This window comes from Nonomuraea wenchangensis, assembly GCF_900111685.1.
Lineage (GTDB): Bacteria > Actinomycetota > Actinomycetes > Streptosporangiales > Streptosporangiaceae > Nonomuraea > Nonomuraea wenchangensis.
The window spans coordinates 605,290-621,974 of record NZ_FOHX01000004.1; the positions used below are offsets into that span (position 1 = coordinate 605,290).

The 16,685-nt window shown below is 67.8% G+C and carries 19 protein-coding genes and 4 tRNA genes; 6 read left to right on the forward strand and 17 right to left on the reverse strand.

The annotated features are described in order from the left end of the window. Positions 1–154: 154 nt before the first annotated feature. The 3 genes from BMW85_RS15315 to BMW85_RS15330 form a co-directional block, all read right to left on the reverse strand. Positions 155–1,822 (reverse strand): YncE family protein, encoded by a 1,668-nt coding sequence (locus BMW85_RS15315; RefSeq protein ID WP_143082295.1) that lies wholly within the window; start codon positions 1,820–1,822, stop codon positions 155–157. A gap of 426 nt (positions 1,823–2,248) precedes the next feature. Beyond that, positions 2,249–2,324 (reverse strand) — tRNA-Lys (locus tag BMW85_RS15325). 64 nt (positions 2,325–2,388) lie between these two features. After that, complete coding sequence (locus BMW85_RS15330; RefSeq protein WP_091081725.1) at positions 2,389–3,543, reverse strand: acyl-CoA dehydrogenase family protein; 1,155 nt, start codon at positions 3,541–3,543, stop codon at positions 2,389–2,391. 109 nt (positions 3,544–3,652) lie between these two features. Between BMW85_RS15330 and BMW85_RS15335 the strand changes: the two genes are divergently transcribed. Further along, positions 3,653–3,991 carry a PspC domain-containing protein gene (locus BMW85_RS15335; protein ID WP_091081727.1) on the forward strand — a complete coding sequence of 113 codons (339 nt, stop codon included), beginning with the start codon at positions 3,653–3,655 and terminating at the stop codon, positions 3,989–3,991. Here BMW85_RS15335 and BMW85_RS15340 read toward each other — a convergent pair whose 3' ends face one another. Together BMW85_RS15340 and BMW85_RS15345 are read right to left on the reverse strand one after the other, a co-directional pair. Next, on the reverse strand, positions 3,992–5,293 hold the full coding sequence (locus tag BMW85_RS15340) for an MFS transporter (RefSeq protein WP_342743412.1): 1,302 nt from the start codon (positions 5,291–5,293) through the stop codon (positions 3,992–3,994). Between the two features lie 134 nt (positions 5,294–5,427). Further along, entirely contained in the window at positions 5,428–5,778 is a 351-nt protein-coding gene (locus tag BMW85_RS15345) for a metallopeptidase family protein (protein ID WP_393186587.1), read from the reverse strand. Positions 5,779–5,862: 84 nt separating this feature from the next. Between BMW85_RS15345 and BMW85_RS15350 the strand changes: the two genes are divergently transcribed. The 4 genes from BMW85_RS15350 to BMW85_RS15365 all read left to right on the forward strand — a co-directional run bounded on the left by BMW85_RS15350 (position 5,863) and on the right by BMW85_RS15365 (position 7,704). Beyond that, complete coding sequence (locus tag BMW85_RS15350) at positions 5,863–7,371, forward strand: metallophosphoesterase family protein (RefSeq protein WP_091081730.1); 1,509 nt, start codon at positions 5,863–5,865, stop codon at positions 7,369–7,371. Between the two features lie 2 nt (positions 7,372–7,373). Continuing rightward, positions 7,374–7,446: transfer RNA gene (locus BMW85_RS15355), tRNA-Glu, on the forward strand. A gap of 101 nt (positions 7,447–7,547) precedes the next feature. After that, positions 7,548–7,622 (forward strand) — tRNA-Asp (locus BMW85_RS15360). A gap of 5 nt (positions 7,623–7,627) precedes the next feature. After that, positions 7,628–7,704, forward strand: a tRNA-Phe gene (locus tag BMW85_RS15365). A gap of 81 nt (positions 7,705–7,785) precedes the next feature. Here the strand turns inward: BMW85_RS15365 and BMW85_RS15370 are convergent. The 10 genes from BMW85_RS15370 to BMW85_RS15405 all read right to left on the reverse strand — a co-directional run bounded on the left by BMW85_RS15370 (position 7,786) and on the right by BMW85_RS15405 (position 14,275). Further along, positions 7,786–8,010, reverse strand: coding sequence for a hypothetical protein (locus BMW85_RS15370; protein ID WP_091081731.1), 225 nt, complete (start codon positions 8,008–8,010; stop codon positions 7,786–7,788). A gap of 285 nt (positions 8,011–8,295) precedes the next feature. Next, positions 8,296–9,567: a site-specific integrase gene (locus tag BMW85_RS15375; protein WP_091081733.1), complete on the reverse strand. Its 1,272-nt coding sequence runs from the start codon at positions 9,565–9,567 to the stop codon at positions 8,296–8,298. Continuing rightward, positions 9,567–9,743, reverse strand: coding sequence for an excisionase family DNA-binding protein (locus BMW85_RS15380; protein ID WP_091081734.1), 177 nt, complete (start codon positions 9,741–9,743; stop codon positions 9,567–9,569). The genes BMW85_RS15375 and BMW85_RS15380 overlap by 1 nt, the downstream gene beginning before the upstream one ends. Then, positions 9,736–11,076 carry a replication initiator gene (locus tag BMW85_RS15385; protein ID WP_091081736.1) on the reverse strand — a complete coding sequence of 447 codons (1,341 nt, stop codon included), beginning with the start codon at positions 11,074–11,076 and terminating at the stop codon, positions 9,736–9,738. Before BMW85_RS15385 ends, BMW85_RS15380 begins: the two co-directional genes overlap by 8 nt. A gap of 122 nt (positions 11,077–11,198) precedes the next feature. After that, complete coding sequence (locus BMW85_RS49580; protein WP_177240694.1) at positions 11,199–11,357, reverse strand: hypothetical protein; 159 nt, start codon at positions 11,355–11,357, stop codon at positions 11,199–11,201. Next, positions 11,354–11,521: a hypothetical protein gene (locus BMW85_RS49585; RefSeq protein ID WP_177240695.1), complete on the reverse strand. Its 168-nt coding sequence runs from the start codon at positions 11,519–11,521 to the stop codon at positions 11,354–11,356. Before BMW85_RS49585 ends, BMW85_RS49580 begins: the two co-directional genes overlap by 4 nt. A gap of 2 nt (positions 11,522–11,523) precedes the next feature. Beyond that, a complete protein-coding gene (locus BMW85_RS15390; RefSeq protein WP_091081737.1) occupies positions 11,524–11,865 on the reverse strand; it encodes a hypothetical protein in 342 nt (113 codons plus the stop codon). A gap of 13 nt (positions 11,866–11,878) precedes the next feature. Further along, positions 11,879–12,574 (reverse strand): DUF2637 domain-containing protein, encoded by a 696-nt coding sequence (locus BMW85_RS15395; RefSeq protein ID WP_091081739.1) that lies wholly within the window; start codon positions 12,572–12,574, stop codon positions 11,879–11,881. Positions 12,575–12,579: 5 nt separating this feature from the next. After that, complete coding sequence (locus BMW85_RS15400; RefSeq protein WP_091081740.1) at positions 12,580–13,950, reverse strand: FtsK/SpoIIIE domain-containing protein; 1,371 nt, start codon at positions 13,948–13,950, stop codon at positions 12,580–12,582. Beyond that, positions 13,943–14,275, reverse strand: a complete 333-nt coding sequence (locus BMW85_RS15405) for an SCO3933 family regulatory protein (RefSeq protein ID WP_091081742.1) — start codon at positions 14,273–14,275, stop codon at positions 13,943–13,945. The genes BMW85_RS15400 and BMW85_RS15405 overlap by 8 nt, the downstream gene beginning before the upstream one ends. A gap of 144 nt (positions 14,276–14,419) precedes the next feature. Here BMW85_RS15405 and BMW85_RS15410 point away from each other — a divergent pair, with 144 nt between their 5' ends. Further along, positions 14,420–14,809 (forward strand): GntR family transcriptional regulator, encoded by a 390-nt coding sequence (locus BMW85_RS15410; protein ID WP_091081743.1) that lies wholly within the window; start codon positions 14,420–14,422, stop codon positions 14,807–14,809. Positions 14,810–14,991: 182 nt separating this feature from the next. On the opposite strand, the gene BMW85_RS15415 is transcribed toward BMW85_RS15410, so the two are convergent. Both BMW85_RS15415 and BMW85_RS15420 read right to left on the reverse strand, forming a co-directional pair. Beyond that, complete coding sequence (locus tag BMW85_RS15415) at positions 14,992–16,206, reverse strand: helix-turn-helix domain-containing protein (RefSeq protein WP_091081745.1); 1,215 nt, start codon at positions 16,204–16,206, stop codon at positions 14,992–14,994. 190 nt (positions 16,207–16,396) lie between these two features. Further along, entirely contained in the window at positions 16,397–16,576 is a 180-nt protein-coding gene (locus tag BMW85_RS15420) for a hypothetical protein (protein WP_143082296.1), read from the reverse strand. Between the last annotated feature and the right edge of the window lie 109 nt (positions 16,577–16,685).

Here is a 16,685-nt window from a genome sequence, read left to right on the forward strand (position 1 = left end):
GGCCTTCCGGATGCCGCGCATGAACTGCTGCCGAGGTCTGGAGCGCCCTGCTGCAGCTCACGGCACACCTCTTGATCGACGGCCGCTCGGGGCCTCCTGCTCGCGGCCGGCATCGCCGGGGCCTACGAGAGGTAGGCCCCGGCTCCCTGGGACGCTATCCCGCCGGCTCGACGACGGTGACCACGTGATTGGTGCTCGTTCCCTTGATGGTCGAGTTCCCGACCAGCGTGACGGTGTAGGTGTGCTTCCCAGCCGTGGCCGGCGTGTCGGTGAAGGCGAACGTCCCGTCGGTGGCGGGGGCCAGTTTCTCGGATTTGGTGGTGACGGTGCCGTCCGGCGCGACGGCCCTGCGGCTGACGGTGACCGTCGTGCGCGGGTAGACGACGCCCTCGGCGGCAAAGGTGCCTCTGAACTCCAGCAGCTCGCCGACGGCGCCCGTCGCGGGCCCGGTCACGATGAGCGCCGGTTCGTACTTGGCCACCGTGACGGTCGCCGTCGCGTAGGCCCCGTAGTACCAGGAGTTGCCCGGCCAGGACAGGCGATACCTGAACGCCCCGAGGCCCGGTGGGGTGTCGGTGAACTCGTAGGTCCCGTCCGCCGCTGTGGTGACCTCCCGGAAGGGCCGGTCGGTGCCGTCGGGGAGCCAGCTGTACAGGTGCAGCGTCTGTACGCCGGGGGTCGCCCCGGTGCTGAGCGTGAGCCGTCCGCTGATGGTCAGCGGCTTGAGCGCGTTCGCCTCGGCGGGCGCCGTCAGGGTCAGGCGCGAGGAGTGGTAGGGCGCGGACGGCAGCCGCCAGAGGTGCATGCGCCCGGTGCCGGGCTCCTTCAGCACCGCGAACGTGTAGATGCCGTAGAAGCCGATGCTGCCCGGCACCAGCGACTTTCCCTGGTGGCCGGCCGTGTAGATCACCTCTCTCGTGGTCGCGTCGTAGACCACGAGCTCCGCCGCGTCACCCGCGGCGGAGTTCCAGCCGCCCACGACGTAGTAGCCGTTCTCGCTGGCCGCGACGGTGGCGGCCAGGTCGTGCCCGGCCGGCCCCTTCTCGTCGTAGGCGTGGGCCCGGTCGAAGGTCGTGGTGTCCCAGGCGTCGAAGCGGTGGGCGCCGGACGGCACCGGCAGCACCGCCGACCCTTGGTAGGCAAGGGCCAGGTCCTCCAGGGGTGGCAGCCCGTCCGCGTCGCCGATGATCTCGCCGAGCGGGTTGCCCGGGTCGCGGTTGACGTCGTACAGCCTGACGTTGGCGGGGCTGACTCCCGGCTCCGACACGGCGAGGAAGGCGCCGGCGACCGCGACCAGCGGAGGCCGGGTCGTGGCCGGCCCGACCTTGACGAGGATGGGGGTCGCCCGCACGTCCACCGCGACGACCCCTCCCTCACCAGCCCCGCCGCAGCCGTAGCCGATCCACAGCCGGTTGTGGGACTGCGCCATCGTGGACGGGCACGGATACGCGGACAGATCGATGCGCCGGGTGACGGTGACCGTGGCGGTGTCGATCTCGATCACCTCATGCGTACCGCTCAGCGTCGCGTACACCTTCCTGGCGCCGTCCGGCGTGGACAGGGCGGTGACTCCGGACAGGCCGCCGATCGTGGTGACGGCCTCGCCGTCGAGGTCCGTGACCACGATCCGGTCGTCGGCGGCGACGAAGACCTTGCCGTGGCCGGCCACCAGGTCCCCGCCCTTGCCCGCGACCCCGAGGTCGGCGACGAGGTCGGCGGCCGCGGCGGCGGGGGCTGGGGCGGCGAGCAGGCTCGCCGCCAGGAGCAGGGACCCGGCTGAGGCGACTAATCGGCCGATGCGTTCAGAGGCTGATGGACGCACATGCACTCCGTTCCAAAAGACGATCTTCGTTCTTCGAACGTATATTCGCATGTTGCGACGCCGCCGTGAAGGGCCAGTCGCGATGCCGTGTGGTCAAGGCCGGTGGTTGTCTCGGGTTGTCAAGCGTTCTCGCTGGTCAGCTGCTTGAAGGCCTGCCAGCACGTAAGGCGGCCCCGCCGCCGATCCGGCTGCACGACCTACGACACTGCGCGGCCACGGGCGCCGACACGAAGATGGTGTCCACGATGCTGCGTCACAGTTCGACCAATTCGCCGGAGAACGCGTACACGACGGTCCTGCCGGAGCTGGCGCACGCGGCTGCCGAGGCGAGCGTCGCGATCGTCCGAGGGCGGTCTCCCAAGAGGGCACCGGCGACCCTGCGGATTCCGGGGGAGAGGTGAATCCCCTGGCCAGAAGGGTGAAGAGTGGTAGGGCGCCCGGGGCTCGAACCCGGAACCTACGGATTAAAAGTCCGCAGCTCTGCCAATTGAGCTAACGCCCCAGCAACAGCAAGGGTACAGAGACTACAGCCCCGCCCGCGACGCCGGACAGCACCGGTCAAACCCTCACCTGTAGGCGGCCAGGCCGGTGAGCGCCTCGCCCAGCACCAGCGTGTGGATCTCTTGCGTACCCTCGTACGTCAGCACACTCTCCAGGTTGTTCATGTGCCTGATCACAGGGTACTCCAGCGTGATCCCGTTGCCGCCCAGGATTGAGCGGGCCTGGCGGGCGATGTCGAGGGCGGCCCGTACGTTCGCCAGCTTGCCGAAGCTGATCTGCCGGGGCTGGAGGGCGCCGGCGTCCTTGAGTTCGCCGAGGTGGAGGGCGGTGAGCTGGGCCTGGGCGAGGCCGACGTACATCCAGGCGAGTTTCTCCTGGGTGAGCTGGAACGCCCCGATCGGCTTGTCGAACTGGACGCGCGTCTTGGCGTACTCGACGGCGGACTCCAGGCAGGCGCGGGCGGCGCCGACGACGCCCCACACGATGCCGAAGCGGGCCTCGGACAGGCACGAGAGCGGTCCCTTGAGCCCGGTGACGCCCGGCAGGGCGGCGGAGGCGGGCAGGCGCACGTCGTCGAAGTACAGGGACGAGGTGACGGACGCCCTCAGGGACATCTTCTTGTGGATCTCAGGGGCGGAGAAGCCGGGCGTGGACGTCGGGACGACGAACCCGCGTACGCCTTCGTCCGTCTGCGCCCAGACGACCGCGACGTCGGCGATGGACCCGTTGGTGATCCACATCTTGGAGCCGTTGAGTATCCAGTCCGAGCCGTCCTTCTTCGCGTACGTCCGCATGTTGGCCGGATCGGACCCGTGGTCCGGCTCGGTGAGCCCGAAGCAGCCGATCGCCTCACCGGCGGACATCCGGGGCAGCCACTCCTCTTTCTGCTCGTCGGAGCCGTACCGCCAGATGGGGAACATCGCCAGCGATCCTTGGACGGACACGAACGAACGCAGCCCCGAGTCGCCCGCCTCCAGCTCCCGGCAGGCCACGCCGTAGGAGACGGCGTCGGTGCCGGCGCAGCCGTACCCCTGTAGGTGCATGCCGAGCAGCCCGAGCGCGCCGAGCTCCGGCGCGAGCTCGCGCGCGGGGAAGGTGGCCTCCTCGAACCAGTCGCCCACGTGCGGCAGCACCCGGTCGGCTACGAACGACCTGACCGTGTCGCGGATGAGCCGCTGGTCGGCATCGAGCCGCTCGTCGAGCCTGAGCAGGTCGTCCATGGCGGTCGTCCCTTCCTCGGTGGGCCTCATGCGGGCATAGGGGGCTACCAGGGTTCTACCAGGGACAAACCTGATGTGCTAACACCACCCCCACGGGCAGTCTTGAGACATGAGCGAATACCACGACTACGGCAGCGAATCGCCCCAGAACCAGAGCCAGAGCACCCACGTCAAGAAGCTCCACAGGACGGACCGGGGCAGGATCGTCGCCGGTGTCTGCTCCGGCATCGGCGAGTACGTGGGCGTCGACCCCAACCTCATCAGGATCGCCCTGGCGGTCGTGACGCTGTTCGGCGGCCTCGGCGTCGGCATCTACGCGATCGGCTGGCTCCTCATCCCGGACGAGAAGAGCGACACCTCCGTCCTCCAGCACATCGTCGAAAAGCAGCAGAGCCGCAACCGCGGCACGACCGACTGGACCGGCGAGCACAAGCCGCCGCAGTCGTGATCAGGCGGCGGCCTCGGCGGACAGACGGGCGGCCCGGTCGCCCCGGGACTCGGTCCACAGCAGGGCCAGTACGGCCGCGCAGATCACCCCGGCGACGCCGGACAGCGCGATCACCGGTTCTGGACCGAGTCTCTCCGCCGCGTACCCGCCGATGAGGATCCCCGCTCCCTGGACGGCCATGAGCCCGGAGTGCACGATCCCGAACGCCTGAGCGCGACGTTCGGCGGGCACGGCCTGGACGAAGGCGGCATTGGCCGCGAGCTGGTAGGCGCCGCCGATCCCCGACAGGACCCACGCCGCGAGCACGACGACCAGCGGGGGGCGCAGCGCGGTCACGATCAGGGGCGCGCAGCTCAGCAGCGCCAGCCATCCCATGAGCCGCAACCGCCGCACGGGCGTGACGAACCTGCTGAACAGGAACGCGCCGATCACCGTACCGGCGGGCATGGCGGCCATCAGCAGCCCGGTGATGACCGGCGCCGACAGCGGGCCGTCCGCGGCCAGCCGGGTCGCGTAGGGCGCCGCGATGCCTTCGGGCAGCACGTAGAAGCCGCACAACCAGGCGAACAGCACGAGCGTACGCAGGTCTCGCGTACCGAGGACGAGCCGGGCGCCGGCCCTGGTCATCGTCCACATGGACGGCTTGGAGCCGTCGTCGAGGCATGGGGCAGGGCGGCGGCGTACGGCGGAGGCCAGGATCAGCGCCGATCCGAGGAACGTCGCGGCGTCGAGGGCGAGCGCCCGGTAGGGCCCCACGGTGGCGATCACCGCTCCGCCCGCGGCGAAGCCGAGCATCTGGGCGGCCTGGTTGGTCATGTTCTGGAGGGCGGAGCCGATGACGTACATGTCGCCGTCGAGCACCTCGGGCAGCAGCGCCGCCCGCGCGGCCGAGAACGGCGCGCTCAGCAGCACGACCAGGAACACCAGCGCGCACAACGCCCAGAACGGCATGAACGGCAGCGCCATGGCCGCCACCAGCGCGAACCGGATGAGGTCGCACGCCAGCATCACCCCACGCCGGGCGAACCGGTCGGCCAGCCCGGCCAGCAGCGGCCCGCCGACGATCGAGGGCAGGTAGGTGAGGGCGTAGACCGCGGCCGTGGCCAGCGCGGACTGGGTGCGGTGGTAGACCAGCACCGCCAGCGCCACCTGCGCGAGCTGGTCGCCGAGGAGCGAGAGGCCCTGCGCGTACCACAGGGCCCGGAACTCCCTGATGGCGACGACTTCCCGATAAGTGGCTCGTTGTCCTTCCGTGCCGGCCTCGCCCCGTCGATGACGTCCTGGCGGCCGCCGCGCCCGCATGGCCCCCATTGGACTCCGCTGTGCCTGACTCTCGATGCGCTCTCGATGCTCGCTTTGCGTGCTCGCTACGTCACCTAAGGTGCCTGATCATCATGGCAAGCCGCAACCCAAAGAAGCCAACCAAAAGCAAAGGGTTACCAGCCCAGCTCGTGCAGCCGCTCGTCGGAGATGCCGAAGTGGTGGCCGATCTCATGGACGACGGTGATGCGTACTTCGTCGACGACCTCTTCTTCTGTCTGGCAAATCTCACATATCGGGTTGCGGTAGATCTCGATCGTGTCGGGCAAGACACCTGAGTACCAGTCGCCACGTTCGGTGAGGGGGACACCGGTGTACAGGCCGAGCAGGTGGGGCTCCGGCGGATCATCGACGACGACCACGACGACGTTGCTCATCGCGGACGCGAGGTCGCCGGGGATCGTGTCCAAAGCCTCGGCCACGAGCTCCTCGAACTTCTCCCGCGACACCTCAATCACGATTGCCATTCTGCCCCGCCCGTCAGGTAGGCATGAAACGGCATGAAGTTCGTTCACATCGCAAACGTTGTCATCCGCTCACGAGCCGCCCGCATGGCCGGCGTCCTCGTCGTGGCCGCGATCGGGGCGTGGCTGGGCATCTTCCTCAGCGGCTCCGTACGCGCCGAGGTCGGCCCCGTCGAGACCGCGATGTCCCTCCGGCCGGCGTGGCACGGCGAGACCGTGGTGGACGCGAGCCCCCTGGGGACGCTCACGTTCCGCACCCACGACGCCCCCCTGCGCCTGCGCATCACGCTGGAGAACATCGACCAGGAACGTGCCAAGGCCTTCATCGAGGACCCGCGCCTCGCCGACCGGCTGCCCCAGGTGATCGAGGAGGACATCCTGGACGGCGTACGGGCGCTCGCCGTCCGCTCGCTGCTCTGTGCGGGCGCGGGGGCGCTGGCGGCGGCCCTGCTGGTCTTCAGGCGCCCGCGCGTGGCCCTCACGGGCCTTCTGGCGGCCTCCGTGGCCCTCGCCGGGACCGGAGTGCTCGCCGTCGTGACCTTCCGCCCCAACTCGCTCGTGGAGCCGCGCTACTCGGGCCTGGTCGCCGCCGCGCCGTCGCTGGTGGGCAGCGCGGAGTCGATCGTGACGCGGTTCGAGTCGTACCGGTCGCAGCTCACCAAACTCGTCACGAACGTCTCGAAGCTCTACGACACGGTCTCGACCCTCCCGCTGTACGACGCCGACCCGAAGTCCATCCGGGTGCTGCACGTCTCCGACATCCACATCAACCCCATCGCCTGGAACGTCATCCGCTCGCTCAAGGACCAGTTCAAGATCGACCTGATCGTGGACACCGGGGACATCTCAGACCACGGCACCAAGGCCGAGAACAAGTTCGTGGACGAGGTCGGCCGGCTCGGCATCCCGTACGTGTACGTCAGGGGCAACCACGACTCCATGGCCACCCAGAAGGCCGTCGAACGGCAGAAGAACGCGATCGTCCTCGACGACCAGGCGCGCAAGGTCGGCGGCCTGACCATCTATGGCCTCGGCGACCCCCGCTTCACCCCGGACAAGTCGGTCAGCGTGGACTCCGACCCGGACGCGCTCAAGCAGTTCGGCCGCGCACACCTGGGCAAGGTCGGCAAGGCGGACCTGATCGCCGTACACGACCCGGTCATCGGCGAGGGCTTCTCGGGCGCCGCTCCGATGATCCTCGCCGGTCACACCCACGAACGGCGTACCACGATGCTCCCGACCGGCACCCGCCTGCTGACGCAGGGCTCCACCGGCGGCGCCGGCCTCCGCGCCCTCGAACACGCCCAGCCCACCCCCGTCCAGGCGTCGGTCCTGTACTTCGACAAGGAGACCCGCCGCCTCCGGGCCTGGGACGATGTCACCCTGGGCGGACTGGGGGAGCAGTCCGTGTACATCCAGCGTCACGTGGAGCCCAACCCACAACGTATGATTTCTCCGGAGCCCACGAACGCCCCGTCGCCAACGGGAACGATCACCGGCTCCGCGTCACCCGACGCCGGACCGCCACTTTGGCAACAGGGGCCATCGTCCCCTATGCTTCAGAGGTCTCCGACGGAAGGCGACAGGGAAACCTAACGGCCCCCATCGTCTAGCGGCCTAGGACACCGCCCTTTCAAGGCGGCGGCACGGGTTCGAATCCCGTTGGGGGCACGCGAGCGTCTGGCGCACGAGCAAAACGGCCGGTCTAAGACCACCGAAGAGCTGGTAAGCTAGGCGAGCGCAAACAGCAAGAAACGCCGAAAGGCAAGCAAGGTCCTGTAGAGCAGTTTGGAGTGCTCGCCACCCTGTCAAGGTGGAGGTCGCGGGTTCAAGTCCCGTCAGGACCGCTCTGGGTCAGGTAGCTCAGTTGGTACGAGCGTCCGCCTGAAAAGCGGAAGGTCGGCAGTTCGACCCTGCCCCTGACCACCAGTCTTGAACAGCAAAAAGCCCCGAAGCGATCTTCGCTCCGGGGCTCATTTGTGTTCGCTGACGGCAACCCTGACGGCAACGTCAGCTGGTGACAACCTCCTCGTGCGCGTGCGCGAACCGCAGCTTGGAAAGAATCACTTCAGCAAGGATCTGGTTGGGCTCCATCTTGTCCAAGATGACAAGAGTCTCCCCCAGGGCCGAGCCTCTACGGACGAGGTAGACCATCCGCTTGGCGTCCAAGTTGTCTAGCTGACTGGGCCAGATGAGTATCTGGTCCTCCAGCAATGCAGCCTGGATCTTCTCCATGAGTGGACGACTGTTCCGTCTCCGCCCGAGGAATTCCGAATGATCCGCAATGTAGGCATCTCGGAGCTCTCCGAGCGACGCTGCGCCGACCCCATGAGAAGTGATCGTCAATGCCATTTCTCGAAATCCCATACCTACTACTCCAAACAGTAGCCATACGCTTACGTTAGGTATGTATCCGGTCGAGGCAGTCTCTACACTCGGACGCCCGAGTTGACATGCTCTTGAAACAACTAGAGTTGCCCAGAGTCACCATGGGCACCTCTTCTCGTCCTCTGGTCTTCCCTACGCCAGGGCCTCTCCCAGTTTCCTAAGAGCCTTGCGCTTCTCGTCCAGTGAGGCGTGCGCGTAGATCGTCATGGTGACCTCGATGTCGCTGTGGCCGACGATCTCCCGGACGATGTGCGGTGGGACGCCGAGGTCCAGGAGGAGGCTCACACAGGTGTGCCTCATGTCGTGAAGTCGCATCTCAGCGAGGCCGGCGGCCTTGCGGACGGCTCCCCAGCTTCGGCGGAGATTGTCGGGCTCCATCGGCGTTCCGCGCCGGGACGGGAAGACGAGCCCGTGATCCTCCCAGTCAGGCCAGGCGTCTGACCGCTCGGCGAGCTGCCGCCGGCGGTGTCCCTTGAGAGCGTCGACGCAGATCTCGGGCAGCGGGATCGTACGCTCGGAGTTCTCCGTCTTGGGACGGACGAACCGGAGCTCGCCTCCGACGCGTTGGAGAGTCTGGACCACCTCCAATGTGCCCGCGTCGAGGTCGACGTCCTCCCATCGAAGGCCGAGCAGTTCCCCGCGCCGCAGGCCGAGGCAGAGCGCCAGGACGTACAGCGCGTGGAACCGATCCTCGCGAGATACCCTCAGAACGCGTCGCGCCTGCCCGGCCGTGAGACCACGGTTGACCTTGTATGAGGGCACGGAGACCGTGACGAGCTTCGAGACGTTTCGCGGAATGATCTCCTCGCGTACAGCCCGTTCGAGTGCGTTCCGGAGAACCGCGTGGATGGACTGGATCATCCGCGTGGACAGATACGACTCGCAGCATTTCGGGGCCTTGAGAGCGCAGCACGCGGGCCGCTCGCGGGAGGTATCCCATCCGTGCTTGCAGCACTGGCATTCCTTACGAACCCGGTTGATGAAGACCCGGACATCCTGAGCGGCCAGCTTGCCGAGACGCTTCTTGCCCAGGCCGGGGATGAGGTGGAGGCGGACGACGCCCTCATAGCCCTGGTAGGTCTTGGGCCGCCGCTCCTCCTTGACGATGTGCTGGAGCCAGTAGGTAAGGAACTCGGCCAGCGTCCAGCTTTCCGAGGCGACGGGGATGCCCTGGTCAGCTTGTGCGATCAGCTTGGTGAGCTTCTTGCGAGCTTCCTCGTGGGTCCGGCCATACGCGCGGACGCGCTTGTATGTGCCAGCCGTCGTGAGGACGAAGGCGGCCCCTTCCCAACGGCCGTCCTTCCGCTGATAGATCGTCCCTTCGCCGTTCGAGCGTTTACGGGAACGGCGATTGGTCCGGCGTCGGGGTTCCTCGTCAGGGGTGTCGAGCATGGTCTTGGTCATCAGGCCACCTCTGCCAGGGTCTTGATGCACTCGGTCAGGGCTTCGGCCTCGATGAGGCGGCGGCGGCCGACCTTGAAGCTGCGGAGCTGGTTGGAGCGGATCAGGGCGTAGAGGGTCCACCGGCTGACGCGGAGCCGCTCGGCGGCCTCGTCGACGGTGAACACGAGGTCATTCATGGGCGGCCTCCGAGCGGAGCGAATCTGCGAGCGGTGTGCCGGTGATGGCGGCGGCGAGGAGCTGGTCACCGGCGGAGAGTCCTTGTCCGGCGTACTGCCAGTGGGCGACGACCAAGACGGTGTCCTCGTCGAAGAGGGGGAGCCGTCCCGTGGTGATCTTTTCGGCGCGCATGTGTTCTTCGCGGGCGGCACGGAGTTCGCCGAGAGTGGTGGAGTAGCGGCGGCTCTTGGTGGAGAAGTGACCGCGGAAGCCGAGCATGTGGGCCCATTGGACGAGCCGCAGGTCGGCCAGGGCCGGGTTCTCGCCGAGACGCATGCAGGCAGCGATCAGCCGGCGGGCGTGGTCGCGGACGGGCAGTGCTTCTAGGTTGTCGAGAGGTTGGATGCGGCGGTCGAGGGTGCCGACGCATTCGGCGGCCTTGGTGGCGTACTTGGCGATGTAAGCGGCGACGGCCTGTTCGGTGAGGTCGCCGTCCATGGTGATGGGGCGGACGTCGAGTTGTGTGCCCCAGCGGAACGTTCGAGCCAGCGGCTTGATCTCGGCGGTGACAGCTGCCGCTGCATGCTGGACGGCTTGGGCCAGGGCGTCGACTGTCGCCCAGGCCGGCGGTGGCGAGCCGGGACCGTCGGGTCCGTCGAGGCGGATGACGGCGTGGAAGTGGACGACGCCACGACGCTGGTATTCGGCGACCTTGGCGAAGGCGATGCTGACGTGTTCGCGCAGGGCCTTGACGGTCAGGCCGTTGAGGCGGGCGAAGCGGCGGCGCAGGGCGAGGGTGAAGCGGCGCCAGAGTTCGGGGCTGATGGCGTTGAACAGGACCGAGCCGTCGTAGTCGTAGCAGTCGGGGCACAGCGGTTCGCCGAGGCGCGGATCGTCGGCGCCGTGCCGTTCGGTGCAGGACATGACCAGTCCGTGCGGGCAGGTCTCGGCGTCGCGGCGGGCGTGGCAGGGCAGGACCTTGCCGTTCTTCTCCCGCCGCGCGTGTACGGCTCCGAAGGACGGCGCGGTGAGGGTCACGAACAGGCACGGGTGCGCCGAGACCGTTTCCGGGACGCCCTTGCCGCCGACGAGGCCGGCGCGGACGAGCTGGTAGGTGTCGGCGCGGTAGACCTCGGCGCAGGCCGGGCAGCGGGAGGCGCGGCGGGTCTTGCACGGGACGCGCAGAACGCCGTTCGGCTCCTGGTTGGTGCTGTAGCGGTGCAGGAGGTGGCCGGTGGCCTGGTCGTAGTGTTCGACCTTGCCGCGCAGGTGGATCGGCTGACGGCAGCCGCCGGTGCGCTTGATCTGGGAGGCCCAGCGGTCGTAGTTCGGGTCGTGGAGTCGGGAGATCATCCCGGCTATGGCGTGTGGGTGGTGCAAGATGGATCCGTCCTGTCCGGATGCGTTCTGGAGTGGGATGGCCCCTCACCTGGCGCGGAACTTGGCGGTTGTGTGGCCAGGTGAGGGGATCTCGGCTATGCGCCGTGGTTGTCGATGCCGGTGCCGTCGCAGTCGCGGCAGGTGCCGCCGTTACCGTTGAGGCCCGTTCCGTTGCAGGTGCAGCAACGGCCGTAGGCGAGTGGGACGGCGGCGAGGATGTCGGGCCAGTCGGTCCAGGGATCTTCGGTCGTCATGGTCGGTGGTCCTTGCGCGGGGTGATGGTGACGTAGAGGCGGTAGTTCCGCGGCCGGCTCCGGTCGGGGAAGGCCCGCGACATGCTGGTGACGGTGAAGATCTGGCGCAGGTGGATCATGCCGAGGGTGAGTTCGGCGCGGTTGCCTTCGAGGCGGATGCGCATGGTCAGCGCTCCTGGGTGCTGTCGATCTGGACGCAGCCGCGGTAGCTGTCGTCGGCGGCGTGGCGGGCGCGGGCGGCGGCGAGGATGGCGATGAACTCGTAGCGGACCGGTCCGAAGCCGATGCCGGTCATGTAGTGGTCATAGGGCAGGTGGTGGGAGTCGATCTCCGTGCCGAGCAGTGCGGCGACCCGGTCGACCTCGGCGCGCATGTCGTCGTCGGAGCCGCGGGTGGGGAAGGCGCGGATGGTGACGGGTGCTATCGAGGTCGGTATCTGAGGGTGGGTCTTGAGGAAGCCCGCCATGGCGATGAGGCCGGCGATGAGGGCGTCTCGGTCGTTGTTCATGGTGGTGCGCCTTTCAGATGGTTTCCGGGACGGTGTGCAAGGTGTGGAACAGGTCGGAGGCGAGTTGGCTGGACACGCCGAGGCGGGCGCGGAGAACGTCGGCGGTGATCGGCCTGCCGTGCCGGGTGTGGTGTTCGTCGGCGACGCGGCGCGCGTAGTCGACGAGTGCCGGGGACGGTCCGGGGCGCTCGTCCTGGCGGTCCTGGGCGGGGACGAGAGCGGGACGGTCTGTGACCGCGACGGCTACGGGTGCGTCGGGACGCGGCGGGGGCGCGGGGACGTCCTCCGGAGACGTCCCGAAGACGTCTGGAGACGAGTCGGGACGGGGAGCGGACGTCCGGTGTTCGAGCATGGAGACGGCGACGAGGAAGGCGGCTGCCGGGGTGGCTGCGGTGATCCAGCCCCAGACGGTCGGGTCGGCTTGTTGCAGGTTGGCGGCCAGGGACAGGATGATTCCTCCGGTCAGGACGAGGACGGGCCAGGAGATCAGGCCGCGTCGTACGCGGGCGGTTCTCTTGTCGCGTTGACGTTCGCGGGCGGCCATGACACAGGTGAGGTCGATGCAGACGGCGATCGCCCAGGCCATCCAGCCGGACTGTCCGTGGTCCCTGGCGGTGTCGCGGATGTGGGTGAAGGACCCGGCTCCGGCGATGAGGGCCAGGACGAGGACGGGGCCGGTGTCCAGCAGCCAACGGGCGAGGCGTCGCATCGGTTTCAGGCCTCTCTTGGGTCAGGGATGGAGCTGAGGAACTCCGCGAGATCGGTGTCGCTCACGCGGGCGGAGTGGCCGGCGACGACGTCGGCCCAGGCCGGTGAGCGGTCGGCGTAGGTCGCGGCGGCGAGTTCGGCGGCTTGTTCGCTGACGTAGTAGGAGCGGGCGCGGTACCACTGGCCGTCCTGCGAGGCGACAATGGCGACGCCGGGCGTCTCGGCGGGGATGGCGCGAGCCGAGGCCAAGGCGGCCGGGTCGAGGTCGCCGAGCGTCATGGTGGCGGTCTCAGGGTCGTTGACGCGGTGGCAGATCCGTCCGGAGCACTGGGCACGCAGAGCGGTGACGCCAGGGCCGAGGTCGGAGCCGATGCGCTGGCCGCAGCAGAACAGGTAGATGCCGAACGCCCGACCGAGCTGGGCGACCCGCAGCAGGGCCGTCGAGGTCTTGGCGATCTCGTCTTTCTCGCTCTTGTCGGCCATCAGGTACAGCTCGGCCAGTTCGTCGACCAGGACGACGACGGGCACGGGCCGTTGATCGTCGGTCAGTTGCCAGATGTTGCGGGCGCCGGCCTCCCGGCACTGGGCCATTCGGCCGGTCATCAGACTGACGAGGTCGTCCAGCAGGGCGACGCATTCAGCTCGTGTGGTGCCCAGCGCCGACAGGCGAGGGCTGTACGGGGTGAACTCCACGCCACCCTTCAGGTCGAAGCCGACCAGGGCGACCGGTTGCGGAGCCAGCCCTTGGACCAGGGCGTTGGCGAGGTTGGACTTGCCGGATTGGGTCGCTCCGGCGTTGAGCCAGTGTGGGACGGTCCTGAAGTCGATGGTCCAGGGGCCACCGGTCTCCAGACGGCCCACGGTGACCTTGAGCAGTTCGGGCGAGGTGGGCAGGGTCTCGACCCGGACGAGCGGGTCGCGAACGGTGGCGGCCAGAACGACCCGTCCCGGCCGAGGGGAGGAGACGCGGATCGCGTGCACGCCCCAGGAGTGGGCGAGCCGTTCGGCGGCGTCGGCGTAATCGGCGGGGATCTGGCCTTCCAGGGTGTGCAAGGTGACGCGCCAGCCGTAGCGGGTGGGCTTTGGCAGCCACATGAAGGGCTTGGTGTCCACGGCGATGCGCTGCCACTTGCGCCGCACCCGGACGACGCCGGTCGAGGCGACCAGGCCGGGAACGGTGGTGAACCAGAAGCGCTGCCGCTTCTTGGTCAGCCCGCAGCCGAGGGCGACCTTGCGCCAGCTCGCCCGTACGCTGATCGCGACCAGCGGGAAGGCGGCCACGAGCCAGAACGACGGGTAGTGCCAGCGGCGCCAGGCCCAGAGCCCGGCCGCCGAAGCGGCCAGGACTCCGAGCGCGAGGAGCGTGGTGTCAGACACGGAGCGGCTCCGTGTCCACCGGCAGGAGGGCGGCGGCGCGGTAGGAGATGCCCCAGCGGCCGGCGATCTCCCAGACGTAGCCGACCAGGCCGGTCGGGTTGACCTGCTGACCGGCGGCGATCGGGGGTTCCCCGGAGGTGCCGATCTTGACGAGTTCGATCCGGCCGAACTCGTCTTCCACCGAGACGGTGATCTCGTAGACGGTGTTGCCGTTCTTGTCGGTCTTGATCTCGCCGGTGTCCTTGTTGACCAGACGCGGCTTCGGGGCCTTCACGCAGGTGATGACGAGCTTGGAGGTGTCGACGGGGATCGGGATGGTACGCACGGGAGCTGGTCTCCTTCAGAGTGACTGTGCTAGCTACAAAGATACCTAGGTATCTAGTTCTGTAAACCGAGATAGCTGAATCGCTTCGACATTCCTTACAGGTTGCCCAGAGACCTAGGCATCTAGAACGTCTACAGTTGAGTCATGGCAACCGCTGACCGGCGCCGGCCGTACCTGAGGATTGCCGAGGACATTCGGCGCGACATCGCCTCAGGCCGGTATGCAGTGGGGGAGCAGCTCCCCGTGGCGCGCGAGCTGTCCGAGAAGTACAGCGTGGCCATGATGACCATTGGCAACGCCCTGGCCGTACTTCGCGACGAAGGACTCATCGAGACTCGCCAGGGGGCGGGCAGCTTCGTCACCCGCACCCCCGACGACGGCGAGGACGTCCCCGCCTCCGGTGAGCACAGCGAGGAGTTCCGCATCCTCTCCGAGCAACTGCGCGAGATCCGCCAGCACATGAACAAGCTGACGGTCAGGCTGGACGAGCTAGACGCTCGGACTCGCCCTGATCAAGCCGAGAAGAGATCCTGATCGCCCGCCGTTGAAGATCGGCCAGATCGACCGTGATCTCCGCCAGCTCGCGAAGCAAGATCTGTCGTTCAGTCTCGCTGAGACCCACGTACCACCCCATTGTCTAGGCAGGACGCCGAAGCGCCCCCGGGTTACCTGTTGGGTGGGGAGCTATTGCGCGGATAGCCCTCCGTTTGTCGTGCTCAGAGCAGCCGCATCACCTTGGCGAGGTTGAGGATCTCGCGCTGACGATGCAGCTTGCCGCTGTCTCGCAGGTCGCGCACGATGTTGCGGACCAACGGACGGTTCCGGACGTGCTGAGGCGCGATCCGGTCGGCACGGAGCAGAGCGTCTGCGGCTTCGTTGTCCTTTCTGTTCATGTGGTAGCCCGCCGCGGTGCAGGTCCAGTAGTGAGCCTGGCGTTCGGATGAGGCGATCTCGGCGATCTCGACGTGTTCGGCCCGAGTGATGACCTCCCGCGGCCGGCCCAGCTCCATGCTGACCTCGACGGCGTGAATCGTGGTGTTGACCCGGTTGAACTGGGTCTGGAACGCGTTGCCGTCGCGTGGCAGGACCTCAGCGACGCGGCGAGCCTCCTCCAGATGGCTCTCCGCCTCTCTCTGATCCCACAGCCGGGAGTACGCCACGGCGGCTCGTAGGTGCAGGGCGCCCCACATCGCCTTGATCGTGTCGTCTCCGCTCACGTACGGCTCGATCTGGTCCAACGCCGACAGGGCCGCGTCCTTGGCAGGGGCGAGCTGCGCCTCGTGCAGCCACACCCCACACAGGTCCCAGCTTGCCGCCGCGATCAGATCGGGTGAGCCGACGTGCTGTGCGGCGACGAGTTCGCGCTGTACCGCCGTCCAGCCGAGATCATGATGTCCGAGCAGGTTCGACGACACCCGCGCCATGTGGCAGGCCCGCAGCATCAGCGCCTCGGCCCGGTCGCGATCGGCTGTGGAGTCGTTGACGATCGCGATCAGGTCGGTGAGGATCCTGGGAAGCACCTCACCGAGAGCGGTGAACTTGGCGTCCTGACGAAGCTGCTCGGCCAGGCGGACGTTCGCCTCCAACTCCTGCAACGTCCGTGGCTCCCCGTGCGCCGGCAGCCCGATCCCACTAGGCAGCGACGCCTGCTGAAGCGCGAGCCGAAGCGCCGGAACAGCCGCGTGCCCGGAGTCGAGCTCCGTCGTCTCGTGCCGGTACGGCTGGCCGGTCAGCTCGGCGACCTCCACCCCGAGCACATCGGCGAGCTGGCCCACCACGCTCATTCGGTCCAGCGGCATCCGGCCGTTCTCCACCTTCGACAGCCAGGAGACAGATCGGCCGACCTTCTCGGCGAGGGTTGCCTGATCCCAGCCCTTGCGGTGACGAGCCCGCGCGATCCGCTGGCCCTGCGTCACGTACTCTGTTGCCACGTCGCCGCCCCTCCTTCTCGTCGTCGCTTGCTTCGACGATAAGACGGGTGACCTGCGTCACTGGCAGAAAAACTGCCAGTCGGCGGGCATGCGAAACCGCAGGTCAGCCTTCGACCTGCGGAAACGATCGTCACTAACAGGTTTCAAAAAGTGACGCTACGTGTGCACGGCTTGCCGGATCCGAGTGTCGTTACCTCGCTTCTCCGTTCATGAGCTGTCGCCAGAGTGCCATGGCGTCGACCACCCGCATCCGCGGGCTCTCCATGATGCTCGGGGAGGGGGCGGACCGGTCGTAGCGCCGGACGAAGCTCTGCCCGCCGGCCATGCAGTGCTCGAAGACCAGCGACCGGCATTCGCAGGTGTAGGCCACGACCCGAACCCGAGTCTGTCGCCGCTCGACCGGGAGCCACCTCACTGACATCGCATGAGATCGAGGTGGGGCGGGATGTATACCGTGGAAGTCTCCGAAGTCTGCCATC

Coding starts and splice junctions, on each gene's coding strand:
- BMW85_RS15330 (WP_091081725.1), bottom strand. CDS start 3,543: ATGGACGACCTGCTCAGGCTCGACGAGCGGCTCGATGCCGACCAGCGG.
- BMW85_RS15335 (WP_091081727.1), top strand. CDS start 3,653: ATGAGCGAATACCACGACTACGGCAGCGAATCGCCCCAGAACCAGAGC.
- BMW85_RS15340 (WP_342743412.1), bottom strand. CDS start 5,293: ATGCGGGCGCGGCGGCCGCCAGGACGTCATCGACGGGGCGAGGCCGGC.
- BMW85_RS15345 (WP_393186587.1), bottom strand. CDS start 5,778: ATGGCAATCGTGATTGAGGTGTCGCGGGAGAAGTTCGAGGAGCTCGTG.
- BMW85_RS15350 (WP_091081730.1), top strand. CDS start 5,863: ATGGCCGGCGTCCTCGTCGTGGCCGCGATCGGGGCGTGGCTGGGCATC.
- BMW85_RS15370 (WP_091081731.1), bottom strand. CDS start 8,010: ATGGAGAAGATCCAGGCTGCATTGCTGGAGGACCAGATACTCATCTGG.
- BMW85_RS15375 (WP_091081733.1), bottom strand. CDS start 9,567: ATGACCAAGACCATGCTCGACACCCCTGACGAGGAACCCCGACGCCGG.
- BMW85_RS15380 (WP_091081734.1), bottom strand. CDS start 9,743: ATGAATGACCTCGTGTTCACCGTCGACGAGGCCGCCGAGCGGCTCCGC.
- BMW85_RS15385 (WP_091081736.1), bottom strand. CDS start 11,076: ATGATCTCCCGACTCCACGACCCGAACTACGACCGCTGGGCCTCCCAG.
- BMW85_RS49580 (WP_177240694.1), bottom strand. CDS start 11,357: ATGACGACCGAAGATCCCTGGACCGACTGGCCCGACATCCTCGCCGCC.
- BMW85_RS49585 (WP_177240695.1), bottom strand. CDS start 11,521: ATGCGCATCCGCCTCGAAGGCAACCGCGCCGAACTCACCCTCGGCATG.
- BMW85_RS15390 (WP_091081737.1), bottom strand. CDS start 11,865: ATGAACAACGACCGAGACGCCCTCATCGCCGGCCTCATCGCCATGGCG.
- BMW85_RS15395 (WP_091081739.1), bottom strand. CDS start 12,574: ATGCGACGCCTCGCCCGTTGGCTGCTGGACACCGGCCCCGTCCTCGTC.
- BMW85_RS15410 (WP_091081743.1), top strand. CDS start 14,420: ATGGCAACCGCTGACCGGCGCCGGCCGTACCTGAGGATTGCCGAGGAC.